This is a genomic window from Avibacterium sp. 21-595 (assembly GCF_023611905.1).
In the GTDB taxonomy this organism is placed as follows: domain Bacteria; phylum Pseudomonadota; class Gammaproteobacteria; order Enterobacterales; family Pasteurellaceae; genus Avibacterium.
In genome coordinates this window covers 1,188,429-1,214,272 of sequence record NZ_CP091455.1, presented here as the reverse complement: position 1 = coordinate 1,214,272, position 25,844 = coordinate 1,188,429, and the positions used below count along the sequence as shown (strand labels likewise).

Annotated in this window: 21 protein-coding genes; 8 read left to right on the top strand and 13 right to left on the bottom strand. The window is 40.9% G+C overall.

Going from position 1 to position 25,844, the window contains the following annotated elements; genetic code table 11:
• Position 1 precedes the first annotated feature (1 nt).
• The 11 genes from L4F92_RS05655 to malQ form a co-directional block, all read right to left on the bottom strand.
• Entirely contained in the window at positions 2 to 448 is a 447-nt protein-coding gene (locus L4F92_RS05655; RefSeq protein WP_250362991.1) for an A24 family peptidase, read from the bottom strand.
• Positions 449 to 654: 206 nt separating this feature from the next.
• Positions 655 to 879 (bottom strand): Flp family type IVb pilin, encoded by a 225-nt coding sequence (locus tag L4F92_RS05650; RefSeq protein ID WP_250362990.1) that lies wholly within the window; start codon positions 877 to 879, stop codon positions 655 to 657.
• A 281-nt stretch (positions 880 to 1,160) separates the two neighbouring features.
• On the bottom strand, positions 1,161 to 3,200 hold the full coding sequence (recD, locus tag L4F92_RS05645; protein WP_250362989.1) for an exodeoxyribonuclease V subunit alpha: 2,040 nt from the start codon (positions 3,198 to 3,200) through the stop codon (positions 1,161 to 1,163).
• The gene (recB, locus tag L4F92_RS05640) at positions 3,200 to 6,823 is read right to left on the bottom strand and encodes an exodeoxyribonuclease V subunit beta (RefSeq protein WP_250364561.1); all 3,624 of its coding nucleotides are present in this window, start codon (positions 6,821 to 6,823) and stop codon (positions 3,200 to 3,202) included. The genes recD and recB overlap by 1 nt, the downstream gene beginning before the upstream one ends.
• 6 nt (positions 6,824 to 6,829) lie before the next feature.
• On the bottom strand, positions 6,830 to 7,186 hold the full coding sequence (locus L4F92_RS05635) for a DsrE/DsrF/TusD sulfur relay family protein (RefSeq protein WP_250362988.1): 357 nt from the start codon (positions 7,184 to 7,186) through the stop codon (positions 6,830 to 6,832).
• A 159-nt stretch (positions 7,187 to 7,345) separates the two neighbouring features.
• Positions 7,346 to 9,808 carry a glycogen/starch/alpha-glucan phosphorylase gene (locus tag L4F92_RS05630; protein WP_250362987.1) on the bottom strand — a complete coding sequence of 821 codons (2,463 nt, stop codon included), beginning with the start codon at positions 9,806 to 9,808 and terminating at the stop codon, positions 7,346 to 7,348.
• Positions 9,809 to 9,939: 131 nt separating this feature from the next.
• Entirely contained in the window at positions 9,940 to 11,373 is a 1,434-nt protein-coding gene (gene glgA / locus L4F92_RS05625) for a glycogen synthase GlgA (protein WP_250362986.1), read from the bottom strand.
• Positions 11,374 to 11,447: 74 nt separating this feature from the next.
• Entirely contained in the window at positions 11,448 to 12,755 is a 1,308-nt protein-coding gene (gene glgC / locus L4F92_RS05620) for a glucose-1-phosphate adenylyltransferase (protein ID WP_250350271.1), read from the bottom strand.
• 31 nt (positions 12,756 to 12,786) lie between these two features.
• Positions 12,787 to 14,790 carry a glycogen debranching protein GlgX gene (gene glgX / locus L4F92_RS05615; RefSeq protein WP_250362985.1) on the bottom strand — a complete coding sequence of 668 codons (2,004 nt, stop codon included), beginning with the start codon at positions 14,788 to 14,790 and terminating at the stop codon, positions 12,787 to 12,789.
• 56 nt (positions 14,791 to 14,846) lie between these two features.
• Positions 14,847 to 17,129: a 1,4-alpha-glucan branching protein GlgB gene (gene glgB / locus L4F92_RS05610; protein ID WP_250362984.1), complete on the bottom strand. Its 2,283-nt coding sequence runs from the start codon at positions 17,127 to 17,129 to the stop codon at positions 14,847 to 14,849.
• 9 nt (positions 17,130 to 17,138) lie between these two features.
• On the bottom strand, positions 17,139 to 19,235 hold the full coding sequence (gene malQ / locus L4F92_RS05605; RefSeq protein ID WP_250364560.1) for a 4-alpha-glucanotransferase: 2,097 nt from the start codon (positions 19,233 to 19,235) through the stop codon (positions 17,139 to 17,141).
• Positions 19,236 to 19,484: 249 nt separating this feature from the next.
• Between malQ and L4F92_RS05600 the strand changes: the two genes are divergently transcribed.
• Together L4F92_RS05600 and L4F92_RS05595 are read left to right on the top strand one after the other, a co-directional pair.
• Complete coding sequence (locus tag L4F92_RS05600) at positions 19,485 to 19,781, top strand: type II toxin-antitoxin system RelE/ParE family toxin (RefSeq protein WP_250350274.1); 297 nt, start codon at positions 19,485 to 19,487, stop codon at positions 19,779 to 19,781.
• 3 nt (positions 19,782 to 19,784) lie between these two features.
• On the top strand, positions 19,785 to 20,075 hold the full coding sequence (locus L4F92_RS05595) for an addiction module antidote protein (RefSeq protein ID WP_250350275.1): 291 nt from the start codon (positions 19,785 to 19,787) through the stop codon (positions 20,073 to 20,075).
• A 27-nt stretch (positions 20,076 to 20,102) separates the two neighbouring features.
• Here L4F92_RS05595 and L4F92_RS05590 read toward each other — a convergent pair whose 3' ends face one another.
• Positions 20,103 to 20,549 (bottom strand): YcgN family cysteine cluster protein, encoded by a 447-nt coding sequence (locus tag L4F92_RS05590; RefSeq protein ID WP_250362983.1) that lies wholly within the window; start codon positions 20,547 to 20,549, stop codon positions 20,103 to 20,105.
• A 176-nt stretch (positions 20,550 to 20,725) separates the two neighbouring features.
• Here L4F92_RS05590 and L4F92_RS05585 point away from each other — a divergent pair, with 176 nt between their 5' ends.
• From L4F92_RS05585 to L4F92_RS05560, 6 genes are all read left to right on the top strand, one after another.
• On the top strand, positions 20,726 to 21,388 hold the full coding sequence (locus L4F92_RS05585) for a Bax inhibitor-1 family protein (protein ID WP_250350277.1): 663 nt from the start codon (positions 20,726 to 20,728) through the stop codon (positions 21,386 to 21,388).
• Positions 21,389 to 21,468: 80 nt separating this feature from the next.
• Positions 21,469 to 21,798 (top strand): TusE/DsrC/DsvC family sulfur relay protein, encoded by a 330-nt coding sequence (locus L4F92_RS05580; protein ID WP_250362982.1) that lies wholly within the window; start codon positions 21,469 to 21,471, stop codon positions 21,796 to 21,798.
• Positions 21,799 to 21,874: 76 nt separating this feature from the next.
• Complete coding sequence (locus tag L4F92_RS05575) at positions 21,875 to 22,762, top strand: metal ABC transporter substrate-binding protein (RefSeq protein ID WP_395897669.1); 888 nt, start codon at positions 21,875 to 21,877, stop codon at positions 22,760 to 22,762.
• A complete protein-coding gene (locus L4F92_RS05570) occupies positions 22,752 to 23,669 on the top strand; it encodes an ATP-binding cassette domain-containing protein (RefSeq protein WP_250362981.1) in 918 nt (305 codons plus the stop codon). Before L4F92_RS05575 ends, L4F92_RS05570 begins: the two co-directional genes overlap by 11 nt.
• Entirely contained in the window at positions 23,666 to 24,517 is an 852-nt protein-coding gene (locus L4F92_RS05565) for a metal ABC transporter permease (RefSeq protein ID WP_250362980.1), read from the top strand. The genes L4F92_RS05570 and L4F92_RS05565 overlap by 4 nt, the downstream gene beginning before the upstream one ends.
• Positions 24,517 to 25,353, top strand: coding sequence for a metal ABC transporter permease (locus tag L4F92_RS05560; RefSeq protein ID WP_250362979.1), 837 nt, complete (start codon positions 24,517 to 24,519; stop codon positions 25,351 to 25,353). The genes L4F92_RS05565 and L4F92_RS05560 overlap by 1 nt, the downstream gene beginning before the upstream one ends.
• A 154-nt stretch (positions 25,354 to 25,507) precedes the next feature.
• On the opposite strand, the gene L4F92_RS05555 is transcribed toward L4F92_RS05560, so the two are convergent.
• Positions 25,508 to 25,783 (bottom strand): acylphosphatase, encoded by a 276-nt coding sequence (locus tag L4F92_RS05555; RefSeq protein ID WP_250362978.1) that lies wholly within the window; start codon positions 25,781 to 25,783, stop codon positions 25,508 to 25,510.
• Between the last annotated feature and the right edge of the window lie 61 nt (positions 25,784 to 25,844).

Below are 25,844 nucleotides of genomic sequence, written 5' to 3'. Positions count from 1 at the left end.
CCTATGGCAATAGTTGAATGTTGATGAATAAAAACAGATAACTAAGAAAACCTAGGCTAATTGCAACCCCGTAAGGTAAGCCATTTTTCTTAATTGCACTTCTAAAGAAAAGTAAACCACCAATAATTAGCAATAAACCAAATAAGCTAATTAACAATAAAACAAAAAAGGCATTGTTTGGTGGCACTAATAGCATTAATACAGTTAATAATTTAATATCTCCTGCACCAATCACATTAAAGAGAAAAAGAAAAAATCCGATAACGAGCGTAATTAACGCGGGCTGCCAATATAAGGTATGGTTTAGCAACCAGCCTAAAGGAAGTGCGGTTAAAAAAACGGCAAAAATTAACTTATTACTTAATATTCTGTGGCGAATATCCTGCCAGCTGAGAACACTAAGTAATACGCTAATTATTGTAATAAGCACCCAAACCATTATTTCCATTTTAGTTTATCTTATTAAATGTTTTTATTTTTTACCATTTTTACATCCTTTAAATGGCAAAATTTGCTTTGCTCTAAATGCGTATAAACCATTAGAGAAACTCATTACCTTTTTATTTTGTAATGTGTAATTCTCTTCAAATGGTTTATTTCTCCAAATAGAGGGAAAACTATTCTTCCCTCTAAAATTCTGATTATCCTAAAGAATTATTTAGCAATATTTGCTGCTTTAACTGTATCCGTTAAGCTCTTAAATTTCTCTTTAAGCTGGTTGATAAAACCAGTATCGCTATAGAACACAGCAACCACTAATACAGCAACAGCCACAGCGATTAAGCCGTATTCGATTGCTGTTACACCTTGTTGGTTTTCTTTAAAACGACGTAAACCTTCAGTTACAGCAATATAGGCTTTAGTAGTTAAATTAAACATTTTTTAAGATCTCCTAAATAAATTTTGAGTATATTGAATAAGTAAGCCCAAAACATTATTTCAATAATTTTGAGCATTTATTATTCTATACTGAGGGGGGGGGGGTAGCAAGTCTTTTTGTAAAAAAATGTAAATTTTTTGAAGAATTTGTAAATCATTGACTGTTTATTAATCAGTTCATTTACTTGTTTTTTAATAAACTTTACTTAGTTTTTAATAAATAACGTGATTGCTTGGTCTTATCACTAAAAATCAAACGTTCCCTCTTTCAATGTGCTTGCTTACGATTCCAACTGTTCCTCCAATAACAACGCCAATCCACTTTGTCGTTTGGTGGGGTTTCTTACGGCGGTTTTCCAGCTTTGCTCCGTGCTAAATACGGTGGCTTGGTTCTTGGCACGGGTAATTCCCGTGTAAACCAATTCACGGGATAAAATCGGGCTAGGTTCAGTGGGCAGTACCATAAAGGCGTGGTCAAATTCAGAGCCTTGTGATTTATGCACTGTCATTGCAAAGGCGGTTTCGTGGCGTGGAATACGGCTGGCTAATTCCCGTTTGCCATTTTCAAAATAAAAATGCCCTCTTAGTTGCCCTTGTTCATTGGGGCTGACTAAATATAACCCAATATCCCCATTATATAAGCCCACATTGCTATCATTTTGCGTAATCATAATGGGTTTGCCGAGATAATGTTCACGCGCTTGATTAAATTGCACTAAGCCCTTTGCACGCAGCCCCTCTGCAATACGTTGGTTGAGCTGTTCACTGCCTAACTCCCCTACGCGTAATGCGGTGAGGTAACGGACTTTATTAAATGCGGTGAAAATTTGCTGAATTTTTTCTGAATCTAAAGGTTGATTTTGCGCCGTAACTTGCTGAATTAAGGTTAAAAAATTGGTGTAATTTTGCACCGCACTTTTCACCACCGCATTGGCACAATATTGCTGATACGCCAAGCTATTCGCTTCCCCTTTGTGTGTCAATTGCATAAAATCAACGAGGGTTAAAGGCGAAATTGTTACAACATCACTTTTCTTCAAATCTCCCGCTTGTAGCAACTGCCAGCTTTCTTCTGCGTTGCCTTGATTAATCAATTTCGCTAACTGCCCAATGGCAGAATGTTCATCAAAACGATGGCTTTGGGTTAAATGACAAAGATGATCACGAATTGGATTGCCTTGTGTTATCGCAGACAAATGTTGCCCTGTGGTTTGTTGTAAATACGCCACAAAATCGGGGCTGTAGCCTTGCGTCAGAAATTTGCCTAATTCTGCCAAAATTGCCCCCGCCTCCACGGAGGCAAGCTGATCTTTATCTCCCAATAAAATTAATTTGGTTTGTGGTTTTAAGGCTTGCAACAATTTCGCCATTAGGGATAAATCGATCATTGAAGATTCATCTACCACAAGCACATCAAGCAATAATGGGTTCTGTTTATTATGCTTGGGCATATCTTCAAAGAAGCGTACGCCAAGTAGTCGATGTAAGGTTTCTGGCTGTGTCGGTATGGCAGCGATTAACGCCTCTGGCAACGCCAATTCTGCTTTTAAGCGAGCTAAGGAATTATCCATACTCTCTTTTAGCCGAGCGGTGGCTTTCCCTGTGGGGGCAACCAGTTTTATACGTAAACCTTGCTGATATAAATCCTGTAAGGCAAGTAATAATCGTGTTACGGTGGTGGTTTTGCCTGTACCGGGTCCACCACTGATTAGGGTAAAAGGCTGTTTGATTGCCATTGCAACGGCAATTTCTTGCCAATTAATTTGTTTTGGTTGTGCGGAATGAGGAAAATATTTTTGCAAAATTGTTGCGATGGCTTGTGGATCAAAAGTGCGGTCAAAAATACCTGAATTTTGCCCCGCACTTTGCCCCCCATTTTGTTCCGTGCGTTGAATGGAATGGGCAAAATATTCTGCAACGCGGTATTCATCTTGCCAGATACGATAAAAATACAGCGCATTAAACTGAAACACCAAAGGGGCGATTTTTTCTTGCGGCTGTGCGGTAAAGGCAATATGTTGCTGTAAACAATCTTGCCATTGGGTAAGGGGTAAATAATCAATTTTGGCATTGATTTTTTCTATATATTCCCATTCTTGCTGAGGTAATGGTAATAAACTGGCTAAATTAGCCTCAAGCACCAAGCAACTATGCCCCTGTAAATAAGAATAATTGCACAATGCCGCCAATAAAATCGCTAAATTTTGTTGGCATAAGGAATACCCTTTGCCTTGCTGTTTTTCGGCAATCAAGCGTGCGAAATGGTAATCCCCTTGGCTAAATATGCCTTTTTCTTGAAGTGCTTTAATTAGACTGAGCATTAGAATAATTCCTCCAAGGCTTGAATTAATCGCCAATCTGGTTTATCAAAATAAATACCTGTTTGATCTTTGCCATTCATTCCGCGTAAAAACGTATAAATCACGCCCCCAAAATCCCTTTCATATTGATAATGTGGATCACGTAAGGTTAAATAGCGGTGTAACGCTAAGCTGTAAAGCAAATATTGCCAATCATAAAAGCCATTTTTCATCACTTCAGGCAACTGGGCAGGCTGATAATTTTCCATTTGATGACCAAGCAAGTTTGATTTGTAATCTAGCACATAATATTTACCCTGATGACGAAACACGAGGTCAATAAAACCACGCAACATTCCTTGCAAACGCTCAAAAATCAGCGATTGTGAGGGAAATGGGTGATAATCTTGCAAGGCTCGATTAAACGCGGTGGCATCAAAGGCTTTGTTTAATTTTAAATAAAATTGCATTTCTTTTATACAATCTTGCGGTTGAATTTGTGCAAGGGTTACGTTTTCACCAACCAATAATGGGCTGTGATAAATGGCGTTAAACCATTGCTGTAATGACACAATCCATTGTTCATCAAGCTGTAACCCTTGGCATAATTTGGCAAGATTTTGTTCATCAAGAGCGGATTGTGCGGTATTTTTTTCTAAATAACGGTGCAAAATCGTCCCCACACGCACGCCACTTGGCAAATCAAAAGGGGTATAACCTTGTGGATAGGTACGTTCTTGTGGCGTTATTTCTTCGTTTAACGGGAAGGCTTGTGGCAGGTTGAAATCGTAATCCTTACCTTGATCAAAAACTTGCGAAATTTGCACCGCACTTTCATTTTCAGCCTGTAATTGCAATGTATTGCGTTGATGCTTATGCACCATATCCGTGAAGCTGGTTACTCCCCAATGGTATTCAATCTTGCCATTAAATATCGCGGGGCTAAAGTGCTGCGTGTGATGAGGGGAAACCAACGGTGCGCTTGCGATAAGATCGTCGCTGTGGCTAATCGCCACATTCTGTTCACCAACGTTTTGCTGCAAGATTTGTAATAATGCTGTGCTGTCATAGGTTGCGGATAAGTTTAGGCTTTCTCCGCACTTTCCTTGCGTTAAGGCATAGAGCAACCCATTCCATTTTTTTTCAAAGGTCTTCGGTAAACACAATGCCACTTGGTATTTAGCACGGGTAAGCGCCACATAAAGCAAACGCATTTCTTCTGCTAGATCTTCTTTAAGCACGCGTGCTGATTGCTGATTTTCCATATCCCACAATATGTGGTCTTGTTCTGTGGCGTAATAGGTGGTGATTGTGTTTTTTTCCTCTTTCTTCGGCTTGGCGATAAAGGGTAACCACACCAGATCATAAGCTAAGCCTTTTGATTTATGAATAGTCACGATTTTAACTAAATCTCGTTCACTTTCTAAACGAATGCTTTCTTCTAGCCGATCTGTCCCTTGAATTTGCTTTTCAAACCAACGCAATAAGGCAGCTTCACTTTCGTTTAAACGGCTAGCTTGTTGTAAAAGTTCCGCTAAGTGCAAGAAATCTGTCAAAATTCGTTCACCTTGATTGTGTGCAAGCAAGCGTTGCGTAATCGGGGTTTCTTCATTAAGCAATAATTGATGCAACATCACCAAAATGCCTTTTTGTTGCCACGTTTTTTGATAAGCGAAAAAGGCGTCCACCCAATGCTCCCACTGGGTTTCATCTTGCTTAATTTGATAAATTTCTGCACTGGTTAAGCCAAATAATTGGGTGGCAATGGCATTGAGAATGTAGCGTTCATTCAGCGGATTTAAACAGGCCTGCAAAATCAGAGCCAATTCCTGTGCGGTTTCACTGTCAAACACATTGCTTTTATCGGATAAATATACCGAGGCGATGCCCAAATTTTGCAAGGCGGTTTTAATGCGCTGAGCTTCTTTTCCTGTACGCACCAACACCGCAATATTTTTTGCTTGCAAGGGGTCATCGGCAAATTTTGCTTGATTTTGCGCCGCACTTTTTAGCCATTGCTGAATGGAAATCGCACAATTTTTGGCAAACTGTTCTTGATCATAGCCCTCACCTAAATAGCAACGCAACGCAGGCTCATCTTGCCCATTGAGATTAAAGTGCGGGAGATTTTTCCCTGCTTTTACGGGATCAAACTGAATTTCGTCAAATAAAAATGGCGCGGGCTGTTCAAAATCAAAAATCCCATTAACAGATTGAATTAATGCAGCGGTAGAACGCCAGTTTTCTTTCAGTGTAAAACGCTGGTTGGCTTGTTGCGAAGCCTTAAAATAAGTAAAAATATCTGCGCCACGAAATTTATAAATAGATTGTTTCGGATCGCCAATCATTATAAAGCCTGACGGTGTGGGCTGAGATTGTTCTGGTGGCTTTTCAATATAAATTTTAGAAAAAATTTGATACTGCTGTGCATCAGTATCTTGAAATTCGTCAATCATCGCAAAGGGATATTGATTGCGGATCAACGCAGCTAACTCCTGCCCATTTTCCCCATATAGCCCTTCTCGCACTAAACGTAACAGATCATCAAAGCCTTTTTGGATGTGATGATTTTTATAATCAAACCATTTTTTGCGAATGGCTTGAATGGCGTGATATAGCACAATCGGTAAGGCAAGCGCCATTTCTTCTGATTGTGTCAATAAATGTTCTGCTTGGCAAAAAAGAGGATGTTGTAACGGGGCAAACCCCGATTTTATTTTTGCGTTAATCTCTCTTTCGGTAAAATAAATAAAAATATCTGGCAAGCTGTAATTGTTTGGATCTTCCGCCCACGCCCGCATTTTCTCAAGGCGTCCTGCATAATGATTCGCGTATTTAATTTTTTCTTTGTTTTCCGTGAAGAATACGGCAAGTTCTTCGGCGTTTGCCAACCATTCTTGCTTAAACGCATCAATTGCCTGATAGGTGGTTAATAAATATTGTTGGAAAAATTCATCAAGAGATAGCTCAAGTAGGTGCGGATGAGAAAGGGCAACCTCAACCCCCTCTTTGCCTAAATGTGGGCGAATTTTTTTCAATAATGCTTGCGGCGATTTTAGCGTTTGATTCACCCATTTTGCGACAAGCACAGGTTGATGATAAAAGGCTTCTCGCCAAAATTCGTTGGTTAAACGTGCGAGTAAATCACTTTCATCGGTTACCAACGCTAAATTAAAATGCACGCCCGAATTAAAGGCATATTGCATTAACATACGACGACAAAAACTGTGGATCGTGTAAATCGCTGCCGTATCCATACTCTGCTCTGCCCAACTAAGGCGCTGAATGGCGAGGGGGAGGTCATTTAAGCCTTGCACTAATTCACCCAGCAAGGGATCGCCCCCTTGTGCAAAGACCGTTAGATCTTGCGTGGTTTGATATTGCAACAGTAACTGCTTGCTGTGGTAAATTCTTGCACGAATACGTTCTCGCAATTCTTGCGTTGCCATTTCGGTAAAGGTTACCACTAAAATTTTATCGACAGAGAGTGGTTGGTTGAAACAGTTTTCCCCTGCTTGTAACAGCAAACGAATATACAGGGACGCCATTGTGTACGTTTTCCCTGTTCCCGCTGAGGCTTCGATCAGGCTCACACCTTGCAAAGGCATTGTGGCTGGATTGAGTGTTTGCGTTTTTATCGTCATCATAAATTAAAAATTTAATACTTTATCTGCTTCCATTGTCCAATCGGCAAGTTCAATTAATGTTCCAATTTCTACCCCCTCTGCGAGCGGGGCATTGTGGATACCTCGCGCAGTCACACAGGTTTTACATAATTTTACTGCTGCCCCCTGTGCGGTGAGAATTTCGATCATTTGCTGTAAATGATAACCTTCTGCAGGCGATTGTTGAGCCAATCCTCCGACGACGGCATCAGACATAAAAAATAAGCGTAATTGTAGCGCACTTTTATGTTGCTCTTGTAACTGTAAAGCAAGGCGTAACGCACTGAAAAAATGTTCATCGCCATAAGGGGAAGAATGTACAATAAATAAGATGTTTTGCATAAGAATGTCCTTTTTTAGATTGTGGAAATGCGGTGTCATTTTAAGCGGCATTAAGGGGTTGCCTATGCACTTGGTTTTGCTTATTTTACACGGATAACAGTAATAAAAAAGTGGGCATTTTTCATTTGCCCACTTTGTGAAAGCCTTTACTTAAACCACCTAATTTAGCTTGAGCGGTTGGATTTTCCAGATTTTTTTCGCATATTCTTCAATGGTTCTGTCTGATGAGAAGAAACTCATATTCACAATATTTTGTAATGCACTGTTGGTCCACGCGCTTTGATCACGGTATCTTTCATCAACCCGTTTTTGTGCTTCCACATAGCTTTGGAAATCGGCAAAGGATTGATAATAATCGTGATAACATAAGCCATTAAGCAAGTCTTGATAACGATGCGGATCATTCGGGGAGAAAAATCCTGAGGTGATTTGGTCAATCACGCGGCGTAGCTGTTCATTGTTTTGATAAATATCATAAGGACGGTAGCCGTTACGACGTAACGCTTCCACCTGTTCTACGGTATGCCCAAAGATGAAAATATTGTCTTCGCCGACATTTTCTAAGATTTCTACATTTGCCCCATCTAATGTTCCCAAGGTTAATGCACCATTGAGAGCAAATTTCATATTACTTGTGCCTGAGGCTTCTGTTCCCGCAAGGGAAATTTGTTCAGAAATATCCGCCGCTGGAATGATCATTTGTGCAAGGCTTACACTATAATTTGGAATGAACACCACTTTTAAACGACCTTGCAAACGTTCATCGTTATTGATGATTTTTGCTACATCATTAATTAAGTTAATGGTTTGTTTCGCTGCGTAATAGGCTGAAGCCGCTTTACCCGCAAGGATAAACACGCGTGGTGTCCAGTCTTTTTCAGGGTGTTCTAGCATTTCGTTATAGCGGGCAATAATGTGTAACACATTGAGAATTTGGCGTTTGTATTCGTGGATACGTTTTACCTGTACGTCAAATAAGGCATCAGGATTGAGTTCAATGCCTAATTCTTTTTTCACATAATCAGCTAAGCGAACTTTGTTGGCACGTTTAATGGCTGGAATGGCGTTTTGCACATCAGGATCGTCAAGATGGGCTTTGAGCTCATTTAATAAACTCAGATCTCGACGCCATTGCGTGCCAATATAACGATCAAATAAGGCAGATAAATCCGGGTTTGCCACGGCAATCCAACGGCGTGGTGTAATGCCATTGGTGACGTTAGTAAAACGTTCAGGGTAAATATGCGCAAAATCGGCAAAGGTTGAGGTTACCATAAGATCTGAATGAATAGCAGCAACCCCATTGACTTTGTGCGATCCCACAACAGACAACCAGCCCATACGTACTTTACGCACATCACCCTCTTCAATTAAAGACACACGACGAATAAAATTGTCATCGGTGGTTACATAAGTGCGGACATATTCTAAGAAATAATCATTGATTTCAAAAATGATCTGTAAATGACGTGGTAAGATTTTTGCCATCATTTCCACAGGCCAAGTTTCTAATGCTTCAGACATCAACGTGTGGCAAGTGTAAGAGAAAATACGGCGACACATATCCCACGCGGTTTTCCAATCATAGCCTTCTTTATCCACTAAAATGTACATCAATTCAGGAATAGCTAAGGCTGGGTGGGTATCGTTTAAGTGAATTGCCACTTTATCTGCCAAATTTTTTACGCTACCGTGCGTGCGTTTGTGGCGTTTGATAATATCTTGTAGTGAGGCGGAAACTAAGAAATACTCTTGGCGTAGACGTAATTCACGTCCTGCCCAAGTGGAATCATCAGGATATAACACGCGCGAGACATTTTCACTGGAAGCACGCTGTTCTACGGCACGAAAATAGTCACCACGGTTAAATTCGGCAAGATTGAAAGAATCCCCTGCGTGGGCGCTCCACAAGCGTAAAGTTGCCGCGCTGTCGTTGGCATACCCGGGGATCATTTGATCATAAGCTAAGGCAACAATTTCCTCTTTACTCTCCCAAACACATTTTTTTCCTTCAAAATAAATATGCCCGCCAAATTGGATATTGAAACGTTTAGAAGGACGAATAAATTCCCAAGGTGCGCCTTTTTCTAACCACGCATCGGGTTTTTCTACCTGTTTACCCTCTTCGATCGTTTGTCGAAACATACCGTATTCATAACGGATACCATATCCCATTGCGGGAATAGCTAAGGTGGCAATGGAATCCATAAAGCACGCAGCCAAACGCCCTAAACCGCCATTACCTAAACCGGGATCCACTTCTTTCTCAATGATTTCTTCTAAATCCACATCAAGCTCATTTAAGGCTTCTTTAGCAAGGGTATAAACGCCCTCTGCAATCAACGCATTAGAAAGCGTCCGCCCCATTAAATATTCCATTGATAAATAATAGACGCGACGTGTTTTTTCATCACGGGATTGACGGGCGGTCGAAATCCAGCCTTCTGTCACAAGATCACGCACCGCATAAAGGGTGGCATTGAGCCAATCACGTTGGCTTGCTTCTTGTGGTGAACGCCCAATTAAGAAAATCAATTTATACACGATCGCTTTTTTCAGCGATTCTGTGGTTTGTTCAGGTTGGTTATAAGAGAAGGGAAAATCAATGTTATCCGTTGTCATAAGTGGCTCTCCTAATTTATTGCAATTTAAAATCGGCGTATTTTTATCCTTTTTGTATAAAAACACAACAAAAACCAGCCTAAAATCGGCGTTTTTTCACCGCACTTTGATTTTAGGCAAATCGAATGAAGCTATAAAATGCGTTGATATAATGCTTGGTAATGTCTTGCCGCAATTTGCCAGCTAAAATCTTGCTCCATTGCAACCACGCGTACACTTTGCCATAGGCGCTGTTTTTGCCATAATGCAAAGGCGTTATTAATCGCCCAGCCTAGCCCTTCCGCATTGGCATCATTAAACACAAACCCAGTGGCTTTACGAGCTTTGATGTTTTCAGAATGGCTATCTACCACCGTGTCAGCCAAGCCACCTGTGGCTCGTACTAATGGTAAAGTGCCGTATTTCAATCCATAAAGCTGGGTTAAGCCACAAGGCTCAAAACGACTTGGCACTAAAATCACATCACCACCCGCAATAATTAAGTGTGATAAGGCTTCATCATAGCCAATTTTTACTGCGATATGTTCAGGATAACGTTCGGCAAGGTGGCGTAATCCTTCTTCTAAATGCGGTGCACCTGAACCCAGTAAAGCAAGCTGACCGCCTTGTTGTACGATGGTTTCAGCATTTTGAATCAGTAAATCCACGCCTTTTTGTTCGGTTAAACGTGTCACCATTACAAATAATAAAGCGTCAGGCTGTTGTGGCAAATTGAAATAGGCTTGTAATTTTTCTTTATTTTTACGTTTGCCCGCCATTGCTTTTAATTTGTAATGATCTTCAAGGTAATGATCACTATTCGGGTTCCAAATTTGTTCATCAACACCATTGAGAATGCCAACTAATCGCCCTTCTTGACGCAATGCCTCAAGCAAGCCTTGCAAGCCGTAGCCAAATTCTGGCGTCGTGATTTCTTGAGCATAGGTTGGGCTAACGGCAGTCACCACATCAGAATAATAAAGCCCTGATTTTAAATAAGAAATTTGTCCGTGTAACTCTAAGCCGTTAATATGGAACATTTCCAACGGTAAACCAAGTTCAAACAAATGGTGATAAGAAAACATTCCTTGATAAGCGAGATTATGAATGGTAAATACGGATTTGGCAGGTCGCCCTTTAAATGCTAAATAAGCACTTGTTAAACCCGCGTGCCAATCGTGGGCGTGAACCACTTCCGCTTGCCACCAAGCATCTAATCCAACAGCAAGTTCTGCCCCAACCCAGCCAAGTAAGGCAAAACGTTTATAGTTATCGGCATAATCGTTATACCATTCATCGTGGTACGGATTGCCTTCTCTGGCATACAAATGCGGTGCATCAATCAGATAGATGCCTAGCCCGTTATATTCACCATAACGTAGCACGATATGCCCTGCAAAATGATCAAATTCCGCCACCACAACGGTGTTAGGAATGCCAGCAGCAATGGCAGGGTAAGCCGGCAGTAAAATTCGGCTATCCATACCAATTTGCTGTTGCGCAAAAGGTAATGCCCCCATTACATCCGCTAAACCGCCCGTTTTGAGTAACGGGTAAAGTTCTGAACAAACGTGTAAAACTCTCATTCTTTTTCTTCCTTAAAACAGAGAAATACGGTGAAAATTCCGCAAAATTCCACCGCACTTCTCTTTACCTTGTATTAATCTAAATGCGCTTCAAACGCAACTGTTTCACCATTTAACTTCTTTAACATTGATGCAGTAACCAACACCACACCGCCACTACTAACTCTAAAGCGTTTGCTATCCAGTGCTAAATCCACACCAATTTCCATTCCGTCTGGAATGACACAATGGCGATCAACAATACAACGTTTGAGCGTACAATTTTTACCAATGGTCACTTGCGGTAACACGACGCTATGATCAACCAATGAGCCTTCTTGCACGATAACGCGATCGAAAAGGACAGAATAACTAATCGACGCATCGGTGATCACACAACCACCCGAAATCAAACAGTTATCCACGGGTTTAATGTCTGATTTGCTATAAAAGAATTTTGATGGATAGGTTTGCGTTGGATTACCACGAATTGGCCAGCGTTGATCATAAATATCCAGTTGTGGGTTTTCGGAAACCAAATCAATATTGGATTGCCAGAAACTATCTAGCGTTCCCACATCACGCCAGTAAATTTCGCCATCGGTATTGCGTCCCATACAAGAACGGCTAAATGGGTGGGCATAAAGCGTGCCTTCATCTAAACATTTCGGCAAAATATCTTTACCAAAATCGTGGGAGGTGTAGGGGGTGTTCACTTCTCGTTCTAAAATATCGTATAGGTAATCTGCATTGAACACATAAATGCCCATTGATGCTAAAGAAATATTGGGTTTGCCTGCCATCGCTGGCGGATCTTTGGGTTTTTCAACAAAGGCTTTTACTTTAAGATTTTCATCAACTGCCATTACCCCAAACTCACAAGCCTTTTCACGTTCCACTTCAATACAGCCTACGGTACATTGCGCATTACTGGAAACGTGATCTAACAACATTTGGCTATAATCTTGTTTATAAATGTGATCACCCGCCAAAATTAAGATGTATTTCGGGCAATAATGATCGCGAATAATCGCCATATTTTGATACACCGCATCTGCCGTGCCACGATACCAAGTGGAATCATCAATTTGCTGACGGGCTGGCAACATATCAATAAACTCACCACGCTCTTGTGGCAAGAACGACCAGCCTTTTTGCAAATGGCGTAATAATGAATGCGCCGCATATTGGGTAACCACGCCAATATGGTTTAGCCCTGAGTTAATACAGTTGGATAACGCAAAATCAATAATTCGTCTGTTGCCGCCAAAATACAGTGCTGGTTTCGCCCGTTTATCCGTTAGCTCATAAAGTCTTGAACCTCGTCCGCCCGCTAAAATTAGCACCAAGGTATCTTTCACAAGATCATTTTTATTTGGTGATTTTGATATACTGTTGCTCATTGCATTGTCCTCGCATTAATTTATTGATTGCTCAATAATCATTTCCTTTTTTTGTGCAACATACGAATGCGAGATCATTCACAGCCCATAGATTTCCTTGCATTTGTACGAACGCACCACTATATACAACTTCCCATTTCCCATCTGGCAACAAGAACGTTTGTAATTCTGCTTTTGCATTGATTAAAAGTAACCAATCTTCATCTAACTGAATTTGCATTGCTTTGCTATGGGGATTATGCCAATCCGCCACGCTCATTAATTGCCCTTGTACGTTACGCCATTGCACATTTTCTTCCGTCCACCATTGATCCCGTTGTAAACTTGGGATTTGCTTTCTTAGGGCAATAAGCTGTTTAGTCATCTCAACGAAGTGCGGTTGAAATTTTTGCCAATTTAGCCACGTAATTTCATTATCTTGGCAATAGGCGTTATTGTTACCTTTTTGGCTATGTCCAAATTCATCACCTGCCAGCAGCATTGGTGTGCCATTTGCTAACAATAAACTCGCTAGCAAACCGCCACAGCTTAAAAAACGTTGGTATTTCACTTCCTCTGGAAGATTTTCTACGCCCTCTATCCCGTGGTTATAACTGTAATTTTCGTTACGTCCATCACGATTTTGCTCACCGTTGGCGAGATTATGTTTTTCGTTATAACTGGTGAGATCGCACAGGGTAAAGCCATCGTGTGCAGTAATAAAATTCACAGAATGATGTGGCTTGCGATCTTCTTTTTGATAAATTTCACTCGATCCGGCAAAACGTTGTGCAAAACCGCCTAACTCACCGCTTTTCCATAACCAAAAACGGCAGAGATCATCACGAAAACGATCGTTCCATTCAGCAAAATAGTGAGGGAAATTCCCCACTTGATAACCGCCTTCGCCAATATCCCAAGGCTCAGCAATAAATTTGCATTGCTGTAAACGCGGTTCTTGCGCAATCTCAGCAAAAAGCCTTGCCTGTGGGTTAAACGCTGGGGTTTCTCTGCCTAATACGGTGGCAAGATCAAAACGGAAACCGTCAATATGGCATTCTTCCACCCAATAAATTAAGCAATCCAACACCCAGCGGCGAGTGATGTCATTGGCTAAATTTAAGGTATTGCCGCAGCCTGTGGCATTCAGGTATTCCCCTTGTGCGTTTTGCCAATAGTAAGCCCGATCATCAATTCCACGCTGGCTAAAAGTGGGAAAGTGTTTTTCTGATTCCACGCTGTGGTTGAACACCACATCTAAAATGACTTCAATACCCGCTTGATGAAGCGCTCTCACCATTGTTTTAAATTCACTCAATGGCGTTGTTCCCGTTTGCCCTGACCAATAAGCTGTTTCTACGGCAAACATCGCCAATGGGCTATATCCCCAATAATTGACCAATCCTTTTTCCTGTAAATGCGGTTCATCAAGATGATAATTTATCGGTAAAATTTCCACCGCACTTATCCCCAGTTCTTTTAAATAGGTAATCATTGTGGGGTGTGCTAAGCCTGCATAAGTACCGCGAATAGCCTCTGGTAAATCTTGTCGTAACTGGGTAAACCCTTTAACGTGCAATTCATAAATGATGGTGTCAGCCCAAGGCGTGGCTAAGGGTTTATCACCTTGCCAATCAAATTGGTTATCAACGAGGACACCTTTAGGCGCAAGGTGAGCGTTATCTCGAGGATCGCTGAGTAAAAACCATTGCTGCTTTTCAACGCGACTTAAATCCGGCTTACCTATCACCGCTTTCGCATAAGGATCGAGCATTAATTTTTTTGGGTTGCATAAGGTGTTATCTTGTCCTGTAATACGAAAGCCATATTGCGTGCCATAAGGCAATTCCCCCACCCATAAATGCCAAAACGCGCCACTTTGGTACATTTCTAGGGGTAATTCCTGTCCGTCAAAAAATAAACATAATTTGACGTTTTCTGCGCAAGAAGAAAATAGCGCAAAATTCCAGCCCACTTTTTTGTTGCCAGAATTATCTTGCAAAATTTCAATAGAACTCCCTAATGGGTAAGGCTTTCCTGCTGCCGTGCTGATCATTCTGTGTTATCCATTTATCACTTGATTTAAATGCCTCTTTAGGCGGATTTTTTCTTTTATCGCGGTGCTTTTTTTGTTTTACGCGTTGTCGTTTTCATTTTTTGCTCGTTTTCCACTTGGGTGCTTGGCGTTCTTTTCTCACTTTTAGCAGGTTTTCGCCATTTTAGGTAAATCGTTGCCAATGGCGGAATGGTTACGGAAATAGAATGTGCCTTATTGTGGCTTGGAATAGCTTCACTCTGTACTTCACCTTGATTACCAAGGTTAGCACCTTGATAGAAGTAAGAATCTGTATTGAGAATTTCTTCATATACCCCCGCTTCATTCACGCCAAAGCGATACGCATAACGCGGTACTGGCGTGAAGTTACTGACCACGATAATACGTTCCTCATCACGACTACAACGTTCAAACACGAAGACAGAATGTTGATAATCATCTACCACAAGCCAATTAAAGCCCTTTGGATCGTAATCTAATTGGTATAACGCTGGGTGAGTTTGATAAGTGCGGTTTAAATCTTTCACTAAATTCAATACGCCTTTATGCCAGCCCCCACCAACACTTTCATCAAGTAAGAACCAATCTAGGCTTTCTTGGTAATTCCACTCACGCCCTTGGGCAAATTCGTTGCCCATAAAGAGCAATTTTTTGCCGGGATACCCCCACATATAGCCATAATAAGCGCGCAAATTGGCAAATTTTTGCCACGCATCTCCCGGCATTTTGCCGATAAGTGAGCCTTTGCCGTGTACCACTTCATCGTGAGAAAGTGGGAGTACAAAGTTTTCACGATATTGATACATCATTCCAAAGGTCATCTGATCGTGATGATGTTGACGATATATCGGATCTTTTCGCATATAGGATAAGGTGTCGTTCATCCAGCCCATATTCCATTTAAAGTGGAAACCTAAGCCGCCATCTTGCGGTGGGTGGGTTACACCTGCAAAGGAGGTGGATTCTTCCGCAATAGTAATTGCGCCTGCATTTTCTGTGCCGATCACATAATTGGTGTGTTTTAAAAATTCAATGGCTTCTAAGTTTTCTCTGCCCCCGTATTGGTTTGGAATCCACTCACCGTCTGCGCGGCTGTAATCTCGGTAAATCATTGATGCCACGGCATCTACACGCAAACCATCTAAACCAAAGCGTTCAAGCCAATATAATGCATTCCCCGATAAGAAGTTTTTCACCTCATTACGACCATAGTTATAAATTAAGGTGTTCCAATCTTGATGATAGCCTTCTCTTGGATCAGCGTGTTCATACAACGCCGTGCCATCAAAGGCAGCCAAACCGTGAGTATCACTTGGGAAATGCCCCGGCACCCAATCTAAAATCACATTAATGTCTGCCTCGTGGGCTTTCTCGATCAAACGTTTAAACCCTTCAGGTGTGCCAAAACGGCTGGTTGGTGAATAAAGCCCAATGGGTTGATAGCCCCAAGAACCATCAAAAGGAAATTCCGACAAGGGCAAAAATTCAATATGCGTAAAGCCCATTTCTTTGACATAAGGAATGAGTTCCTCGGCAATTTGGTCATAATCCAACCAGAAATTATTCTCAAGATTACGCCGCCAAGAGCCTAAATGCACCTCATAAATGGAAATTGGCTGATCAAATTGGTTTGCTTTACGTCGTTTTTCGGTCATTTCTACCCCATTTGGTAATGCACTAATTTGTGAGGCAGTATCAGGGCGAAGCTGTGAGCTAAAGGCGTAAGGATCGGCTTTTAAACGTAACTGATCATTGCAATCGAGTACTTCAAATTTATAAAACTGTCCGAGTGTTGCCTTTGGTATAAACAATTCCCAAATGCCACTGGTGGCGTGAAAACGCATTGGGTGGCGACGACCGTCCCAATAGTTAAAATCGCCCACAATGGAAACGCGTTTTGCATTCGGCGCCCATAGGCGAAAATTCACGCCTGATACGCCTTCACATTGCATAAAATGAGCGCCTAAAATTTCATAAGGGCGTAAATGTGAGCCTTCCGCCAACAGCCAATTATCCAGCTCTTGAATAATTGGGTGGAAACGATAAGGATCTTCAATAAGCTGAGGTTCATTCCCCCAGTAAACTTCTAATTGATAAGCAAAAAAACTGCGTGTCTCTGGCATTACCGCGGCAAAAAAGCCACGATCATCAAGGCAAGTTAGTTCGCACACTTTTTCTTGATTTTCTTTATTAATAATCACGACCTTATCCGCATCAGGCAATAACACGCGGATTTCAATCCCTTTTTCTGTTTCGTGCATTCCTAATACAGAAAATGGATCAGAATGTGTCCCGTTAAAAAAGGCATTAATGGTTTCTTGTGGAAGGTATTTATTCATACAAACCTCTTATCGCAGACGCGCTTGATTAATTTCAGTTAAAAGTGCGGTGATTTTTTCGTCAGAAAAGATGTTTTCAATCGAACGAGATAATTTCATTCGCCAATTTGGGTATTCCAATGAGGTTCCGGGCAAATTAAAGGAAATCTCTTGTTCCAATAAATTTTCTAACTGTACGCCAATGAGTTTGGTTTGACTTTCTGCCAAATAAAGGTGGATCACTCGCATTAAGTTTTGGTGCATTGCCATACTGAGTGCATCGCCCCAATAATCAGCTGGCAAATACTGATCGCGGTGTAAACTATTGAGTAACGCTTGTTTGTCAATAACACGTTGATCATATTTCTGTTTTAGCATTTCCCCTTGCAGCACGCCAAGTTGAGCAAAAAGTTCGAGATCTCGACAATGCCAAAAGCTACTTAAAGACGGCACATCGTGCGTGCCAATGGTGGCAAAGGCATTCGTTGGAAACGCATTCTTATCGGGATATTGCAAATCCTGCTTCTCAAAATACAGTACAAAATAGGAAAAAATCTGAAATTCGTTTAATTTCCACCGCACTTCATCTGGCACGGTGCCTAAATCCTCCCCGACAACAAGGCATTGATTACGTTGGCTTTCAATCGCCAAAATCGCCATTAATTCGGCAAAAGGATAATGCACATAAAGCCCATCAGCGGCGGTTTTTTCTGGGGGAATGAGCCATAAGCGGAAAAGCCCCATAATATGATCGATCCGCAACACGCCAAAATGCTGCATATTGGCTCGTAATAAATCGATAAAAGGTTGAAAACCACGGGCTTTTAGTTCACTCGGATTATAAGGCGGAATATGCCAATTCTGTCCCACAGGACCTAAGGGATCGGGTGGTGCGCCCACAGACGCCGCTACGCAGTAAAGAGTGGGATCTGCCCACACCTCTGCACTGCCCCTTGAGCTACTTACGGCTAAATCACCATAAATGCCTAAAGACATTCCTTTCTCTTGGCATAAGGCTTGAAGACGATGAAGTTGCTCTTGCACAAGCCATTGTAACCAGCAATAAAACATCACTTCATCTTTATGCTGACGAATTAATTTATCCCGTTGTTTCGTATTAAGTTGTTGATATTGTTGCCAACCAAGCCAGCCAATTTGGCTTTCTTGCTCAATGGTTGAGTGCGAACTTTGACGATCTAATACGTCAAATAAGCCTTGATATAACAAATCATTCCCTTGCTGTTTAACAAAATCGGCAAACGCCTTTTGCCGAGGCTGGATTTTTGCCGCACGGCTACGTTGGAAATAAGCATATAATTTTTCAAGTGCGGTCAATTTTAGCTGCGTAATTTCCGTATAATTCACTTGCTCTGCATTGCGTAAAACAAAAAGTTGCTGTTGAATCTCTGCTTGATTAACCCAATTCTGCACGGATTGACACAATTTATATTCGGGCAATTGATCAACGGCGAGGTAAAGCCAATTCAAATAACGTCTTGAGGCTGAGCTATAAGGACTTGCCCATTCAGGCACGGCTGAATACATTGCGTGCAATGGGTTAATGCCGATAAATTCTGCACCATAGCAGCTTGCTTGTTCGACCAAATACGCTAAATCAGCAAAATCACCAATCCCCCAATTTCGTGCTGAACGTAAGCTATAAAGCTGAACATTTAAGCCCCACGCTTTTTTCTGCTGAAAAATCGTAGGTTGGTAAGTCGTTTTAGGGTGAACAAAGAGGCGAACGTGATAGGTTTTTTCACAAGTAGAAAGCTGTAAAAGATAATAACCAAAAGGTTGTGTAGGAAAAGAAAAGAGTGAATTCGTAAAGGAAAGTGGCGTTATGGGCTGATGTTGTTCGTTAAATAAGATCGCATTGCGTATCGGCGATATTGGTGCTAACCGTGCAGTATCATAAATAATCGGTTCCCCTTCTTTCACCACAAAAACATCATCAAATTGCACCGCACTTTTCTTATCTGGATTGTCTCGCCGCAAAGAAAGCAATTCAACAAAATACGCCAAACTCTCTGGATTAGCATAAATTAAATTGCCGTCGATATCATAATGAGAAATGGCAATGCCTAATTCCTCAGCTCTTGTATAACTTGGTGTTTTCATATCCATTTGCTCTTCCAACAACCATAAATACTGGAGAATTAACTTCATTCTACAAATCAATGAGTTAAAAGCAAACGGTTTCCTTTAAATTCGTGATCTCTATCAAATAAAGATTACAGGATACGAGAAGGAAAATAGAAAACACCTTTTAAGGCATAACACTTATTGTAGGCAAATCCTAATCTGATAACTGTGGTTTACAAATACACATTTTAAGATATAATTTATCCATTCTCTAACCCGCTAGTTATTTCAATGATTTCTATAAAACGTACCGAAACCTTCGATAAATGGCTAAAAAATCTTAAAGATCAACGTGCGAAAATCAAAATTCTTGCACGACTAAAACGTTTATCATTTGGAAATTTCGGTGATGTCAAACCTATTGGTGAAGGACTATCTGAACTGAGAATTACTGAAGGGCAAGGTTACCGCATCTATCTGAAAAATCATAATGGTGAATGGGTTATTTTATTATGTGGTGGTGATAAATCCACTCAATCTAAGGATATTTTAAAAGCGAAACAATTAGCTAAAACGCTGGGAGTTTAACCAATGGAAAAATTAACCAATTTTGATGTAGCTGAATACCTCAACAATGAAGAAGAAATGCAACTTTATCTTAATGAAGTTTTACAAGAAGATAATATGGAACTCATTCTTTCTGCACTTGGCGATATTGCCAAAGCAAGAAATATGAGCCAATTATCAAGAGAAACAGGAATTAGCCGAGAAGGGTTATATAAAGCCTTATCGGGTTCAGGCAACCCAACTTTTGCAACGATATTAAAAGTGATGAAAGCCTTAAATCTCACTTTTCAGGTTAAACCAAGTATCAGCCTTTAAAATATGTACCTTAAGGCTAAATATAAATTACGGCTCATCAATCACAAACTCAAACCAATCAATCACCTCTTTTTCGTGGATGCCATTGGCAATGGGAATATGGGCGAGTTTAACGGTGTTTGGATCGCCAGAAATTAATGGATGCCAATCAAAAAGCGATTTATTTTCATACAACAAACGATACGCGCAGGTCGCGGGTAGCCAATGAAAGTCGGGTAAATTCTTTTTTGTCAGTTTAGTGCAATCTGGCTCAAGTTGAAAACGTTGCAAATAATTACCGCACTTTCCTGTTTCTAAATTTAATAAATTGCACGCAATGCGAGTAAAGTATAAGGTTTTTCGACGCCCTCGCCCTTCAATAAATTTACGATAACAGCATTTTCCACAACCATCGCATAAGGCTTCCCATTCTGCCTCATTCATTTCCAGTAGTGATTTATGTTGCCAAAAGTTTTTTTCTAATTGTGTTGTCATTCGTTTGATTGCTGATGTCTTCTTTAACATTATGTTTTGAATTATAACAATCTCCGTGTTTTTTGCCTATTCACAGCAATAGGAAAATAAATAAAAATCCATTGCTATTCATTGACTTTTCCCCCTCTAGCCTATACTTTATCAGTCTAACTTTTATATTCATCACAGGAGCGTTTATGCAATCTCGTTTAATCGTTGAAGACAGCCGCCAAGAATCGGTATTAGCCACCAATAAAGTGTTACGCAATACCTATTTCTTGCTCGCTTTAACCTTAACTTTTTCTGCCATTGTTGCTTATGTGGCAATGACCTTAAATGTTGCCCCATTACATTTCGGTGTGTTATTAGTGGGATTTTATGGCTTATTATTTTTAAATAGTGCATTAGAAAATAGTGCGTGGGGAATTCTTTCAACCTTCGCCTTAACCGGTTTTATTGGCTATTCTTTAGGGCCGGTATTAAATATGTACATCGGTGCAGGATTGGGAGATTTAATCGCCCTTGCACTTGGCGGAACTGCAGCGGTGTTCTTCGCCTGTTCTTTCTATGTATTAAGCACGAAAAAAGATATGTCATTCCTTTCAGGTATGATGTTTACGCTATTTATTGTGCTTGTAGTGGGAATGATTGCCAGTTTCTTCTTTAAAATGCCTGCATTTTATGTTGCGTTAAGCGCATTATTTATCGTCTTCTCTAGTATGGGCATTTTATATCAAACCAGTAGCATCATTCATGGTGGTGAAACCAACTATATCCGTGCAACCGTGAGCCTTTATGTGTCTATTTATAATATCTTTGTGAGTTTATTAAACTTACTCGGTATTTTACGCAATGATTAATAATTGCTTTAATCGGTAAATTCAACGCCCCTTTCTAGGGGCGTTTTTGTATAATTAAAAAAACAATAAAGGAAAGAAAAATGTTGAATATTAACAATCAAATCATCGAAACAGATAATGAAGGCTATTTATTGGATTTAACCCAGTGGACGCCTGATGTCGCGCTAGCTATTGCACAGCAAGAAGCACTCACGCTAACCGAGGCACATTGGGAAGTCATTCATTTTGTACGCGATTTTTATCAGGAATACCACACTTCCCCAGCGATCAGAATGTTGGTGAAAGCAGTAGCACAAAAATTAGGGGAAGATAAAGGCAACAGCCGTTACTTACAACGTTTATTCCCAGAAGGCCCTGCAAAGCAAGCAACGAAACTGGCTGGATTACCAAAACCAGCAAAATGCTTATAACTTGAGAACCATTCTCATTTACTTGCGATGATTTACCCTTTATAATCATTAAAAACCATTCACTTTAAGGGGATTTATGTTGAAATTATTCACTATGGCGAGCTTAATCGCGACAATCTTATTCAGTCATCTCAGCTATGCTAAATTTAAAGTCGTCACAACCTTTACTATCATTCAAGACATTGCACAAAATATTGCAGGTGATGCAGCAACCGTAGAATCTATTACCAAGCCCGGCGCGGAAATTCACGGCTATGAGCCAACGCCAAAAGATATTGTTAAAGCACAGTCTGCGGATTTGGTATTATGGAATGGGCTAAACTTAGAGCGTTGGTTCGTACGTTTTTTCCAGAATGTGCAAGATAAACCTGCCGTGGTGGTAACAGAAGGCATTCAGCCAATTTTTATTGCGGAAAGTGCCGAGAAAAAAATCCCAAATCCACACGCGTGGATGTCGCCAAGTAATGGGTTAGTTTATGTGGAAAATATCAAAAATGCGTTGATTAAATATGATCCACAAAATGCAGAAACCTACCGTCAAAATGCGGAAAATTATGCAAAAAAGATCCGCACTTTAGATAGCACACTTCGTCCTAAATTTGATAAAATTCCCCAAGCGCAGCGCTGGCTTGCCACCTCTGAAGGCGCTTTTAGCTATCTCGCTCAGGATTATGGCTTTAAAGAAGTGTATCTTTGGGCGATAAATGCAGAACAGCAAGGCACACCGCAACAAGTACGCCAGATGATCGATTTAATTCGCCAACATCACATTCCAGTGATTTTCAGCGAAAGTACCATCTCGCCAAAACCTGCTCAACAAGTGGCGAAAGAAAGCCACATTCATTATGGTGGTGTGCTATATGTGGATTCCCTTTCCAATGCCAAAGGGGCAGTTCCCACTTATTTAGATTTGCTTAACACCACGATAACAACCATTATTGAAGGATTTGAAAATGCCCAATAATCAGCCCACCATTAAGGTACAGGATGTCACCGTCCGTTATAACAACGGACATACCGCCATTCATAATGTGTCTTTTCAATTACAAGGCGGGACAACCTGTGCATTGGTGGGCGTGAATGGGAGTGGTAAATCCACCTTATTTAAAAGTTTAATGGGATTGGTCAAACCACAACAAGGGCAAGTTTTGCTTTGTGATCAGCCAATTAAAAACGCACTAAAACAAAATTTAATCGCCTATGTGCCACAAAGTGAGGAGGTGGATTGGCAATTTCCTGTTTCCGTTTATGATGTGGTGATGATGGGGCGTTATGGCTATATGAATTTACTAAGAATTCCCACCGCACTTGATAAACAAGAAGTTCAGCTTGCAATGACACGTTTAAATATTGCGCACCTTGCACAACGTCAAATTGGCGAGCTTTCTGGTGGACAGAAAAAACGCGTCTTTCTTGCGCGCGCACTTGCGCAAAAAAGCAAAATTATTCTGCTTGATGAACCTTTCACGGGCGTTGATGTACAAACGGAAGCAGCAATTATGGATCTCCTTGCCAATTTGCGTAAAGAAGGCTATTTAATTCTTGTCTCCACCCATAATTTAGGGGCTGTCCCTGATTATTGTGATCAAGTGATTATGATCAACCGCACAGTGCTTGCGCAAGGCAGTACTGCCAGCACCTTCACTCAACAAAATTTAGAACAGGTCTTTGGTGGTGTGTTGCGCAATGTCAAACTCAGCGCACGCGATCTACACGATGATGAAGATGAACGTACCGTTACCGTTCTCACCGACGATGAACTGCCTGCGGTGTTTTATGGACAAACTAAAAATGATCCACCTGCGCCGATTATTCGTGATTGTAATGTGGAAGATTGCCCGTGCCGTGCGACTCAAGAGAACACCCAATGATCGCCTTATTATTAGAACCTTTCCATTATGAGTATATGATCAACGCCCTTATATTAAGCGCAATGGTGGGAGGAATTTGTGCGTTTTTATCCGCCTATTTAATGTTGAAAGGTTGGTCATTAATTGGGGATGCCCTTTCGCATTCTGTTGTTCCCGGGGTTGCCATCGCCTATGCGTTCTCTTTCCCTTATGTAATCGGGGCATTTTTTTCAGGAATTTTAGCCGCACTTTCTATTTTATGGGTAAAATCCTTATCAAACTTACGTCAAGACGCAGTGATCGGGTTTATTTTTACCACCTTTTTTGCACTGGGATTATTTATTATTTCTCTCAATCCTACCGCCATTAACGTACAAGATATTGTATTAGGCAACCTTTTAGGTATTTCAGTAGAAGATATTTGGCAAGTGGCAATCATTATTAGCATTTGTTTTATCCTATTACTGATTTTTTGGAAAGATCTGTTACTGGTCTTTTTTGATGAAATGCAAGCCTCCACCGTAGGATTATCACCACGTTATTACAAAATACTCTTTTTTGCCCTGTTAAGTGCTTGTGTGGTGGCTGCCTTGCAAACCGTTGGCGCAATTTTGGTGATCGCAATGGTCATCACACCGGGGGCAACGGCCTATTTACTCACGGATCGCTTTAAAACCTTAGTGATCATTGCAGTAAGCTTTGGCATAGGGAGCAGTTTATTGGGGGTGTATATCAGCTATTATTTAGACGGTGCAACAGGCGGATTAATTGTGTGTTTTCAGACCGCACTTTTCTTAGCCGCGTTTTTCTTTTCCCCTAAATACGGCATTTTACGCCACACGCGTTCTGCTAATAAGGAGCAGGAATAATGAATTGGATTGACGTCGGACTGAACTGGTGGGTTGAACCGCTCAGTTATCCTTTTATGCAAAATGCGTTATTTATGGCATTAATCATTGCCGTGATTTGTGCTGTATTGTCTTGTTTTTTGATTTTGAAAGGCTGGTCGCTAATGGGCGATGCCATTTCTCATTCGATCTTACCGGGAATCGTGTTGGCTTATGTAGCAAGCATTCCCTTAGCCATAGGTGCATTAGTTTCTGGCTTATGCTGTGCTTTTGGCATTGGCTATTTAAAATCTCACAGCCGCATTAAGGAAGACACGGTGATGGGCATTATGTTTTCAGGAATGTTCGCAGTGGGGCTTGTGCTATTTAGTAAGGTCGAGACGGAACAACACCTTTCCCATATTCTATTCGGCAATTTATTAGGGATTACCCCACAGGAATTAGTTCAAACACTGGTTATCGCCACGCTAGTTTTGTTGATTATCTTACTGAAAAGAAAAGATTTTTTGCTTTTCTGTTTTGATCCAAACCACGCGCGTGTAATTGGGCTTACGGTAACAAAATTGCATTATGGTTTGCTGTTTTTGCTCGCCTTAACGATCATCAGCACAATGCAAGTGGTCGGGATTATTTTAGTCACCGCAATGCTGATTTCACCGGGGATCACCGCTTATGTGTTGAGTAAAAATTTCAACACAATGCTACTTATTGCCATTGCCACTGCTACAATAAGCAGTTTTCTTGGCGTAATTCTGAGCTATCATCTTGATGCGGCTACAGGCCCAACCATTATTTTGTTACAGGCATTAGGCTTTGTACTCGCGTTAGGCTATCGCAAACTTCGTCCAATTAACTAAGAAAACAGCGTTCTGTCCCAATACAACAAGGTACATTTTGCTTATGGCTTGGCTTCCCGTTCTTTAACCCGTTATAGGCTTGTATTTTGAGGCATTCAATAACGCGATATTCTGTTTATTTGATCTGCATTAAGTGCGACTTATTTGATCTGCATTAAGTACGACGTACAGAAAAATCGTGGAAAACTGCATCACCAAGATAATCTTCCATAATGACCTGTTTCACCACCGCACTGGGTGAGCCACGTTGTAACCATTGATAAAGTTGGGTTAATTGTTGTTCTGAACCTTTCGCAATAACCAATACACTTCCATCTGAGCGATTTTTTACCCAGCCCGTTAGCCCGATTTTTGTGGCTTCTTTCCAAGTGAAATAGCGAAACCCTACCCCTTGCACACACCCATAAACGGCAAATTTTTTTACGTTCATTTTCCTTCCTAATGATCCAAATCATTCCAATGTCATTTAACTGCGCAAATTTCAAGCAAAA

Bases quoted from the DNA above. Each gene is read 5' to 3' on its own strand.
- L4F92_RS05655 (WP_250362991.1), bottom strand. From the start codon at position 448: ATGGAAATAATGGTTTGGGTGCTTATTACAATAATTAGCGTATTACTT.
- L4F92_RS05650 (WP_250362990.1), bottom strand. From the start codon at position 879: ATGTTTAATTTAACTACTAAAGCCTATATTGCTGTAACTGAAGGTTTA.
- recD (WP_250362989.1), bottom strand. From the start codon at position 3,200: ATGCTCAGTCTAATTAAAGCACTTCAAGAAAAAGGCATATTTAGCCAA.
- recB (WP_250364561.1), bottom strand. From the start codon at position 6,823: ATGACGATAAAAACGCAAACACTCAATCCAGCCACAATGCCTTTGCAA.
- L4F92_RS05635 (WP_250362988.1), bottom strand. From the start codon at position 7,186: ATGCAAAACATCTTATTTATTGTACATTCTTCCCCTTATGGCGATGAA.
- L4F92_RS05630 (WP_250362987.1), bottom strand. From the start codon at position 9,808: ATGACAACGGATAACATTGATTTTCCCTTCTCTTATAACCAACCTGAA.
- glgA (WP_250362986.1), bottom strand. From the start codon at position 11,373: ATGAGAGTTTTACACGTTTGTTCAGAACTTTACCCGTTACTCAAAACG.
- glgC (WP_250350271.1), bottom strand. From the start codon at position 12,755: ATGAGCAACAGTATATCAAAATCACCAAATAAAAATGATCTTGTGAAA.
- glgX (WP_250362985.1), bottom strand. From the start codon at position 14,790: ATGATCAGCACGGCAGCAGGAAAGCCTTACCCATTAGGGAGTTCTATT.
- glgB (WP_250362984.1), bottom strand. From the start codon at position 17,129: ATGAATAAATACCTTCCACAAGAAACCATTAATGCCTTTTTTAACGGG.
- malQ (WP_250364560.1), bottom strand. From the start codon at position 19,235: ATGGATATGAAAACACCAAGTTATACAAGAGCTGAGGAATTAGGCATT.
- L4F92_RS05600 (WP_250350274.1), top strand. From the start codon at position 19,485: ATGATTTCTATAAAACGTACCGAAACCTTCGATAAATGGCTAAAAAAT.
- L4F92_RS05595 (WP_250350275.1), top strand. From the start codon at position 19,785: ATGGAAAAATTAACCAATTTTGATGTAGCTGAATACCTCAACAATGAA.
- L4F92_RS05590 (WP_250362983.1), bottom strand. From the start codon at position 20,549: ATGACAACACAATTAGAAAAAAACTTTTGGCAACATAAATCACTACTG.
- L4F92_RS05585 (WP_250350277.1), top strand. From the start codon at position 20,726: ATGCAATCTCGTTTAATCGTTGAAGACAGCCGCCAAGAATCGGTATTA.
- L4F92_RS05580 (WP_250362982.1), top strand. From the start codon at position 21,469: ATGTTGAATATTAACAATCAAATCATCGAAACAGATAATGAAGGCTAT.
- L4F92_RS05575 (WP_395897669.1), top strand. From the start codon at position 21,875: ATGTTGAAATTATTCACTATGGCGAGCTTAATCGCGACAATCTTATTC.
- L4F92_RS05570 (WP_250362981.1), top strand. From the start codon at position 22,752: ATGCCCAATAATCAGCCCACCATTAAGGTACAGGATGTCACCGTCCGT.
- L4F92_RS05565 (WP_250362980.1), top strand. From the start codon at position 23,666: ATGATCGCCTTATTATTAGAACCTTTCCATTATGAGTATATGATCAAC.
- L4F92_RS05560 (WP_250362979.1), top strand. From the start codon at position 24,517: ATGAATTGGATTGACGTCGGACTGAACTGGTGGGTTGAACCGCTCAGT.
- L4F92_RS05555 (WP_250362978.1), bottom strand. From the start codon at position 25,783: ATGAACGTAAAAAAATTTGCCGTTTATGGGTGTGTGCAAGGGGTAGGG.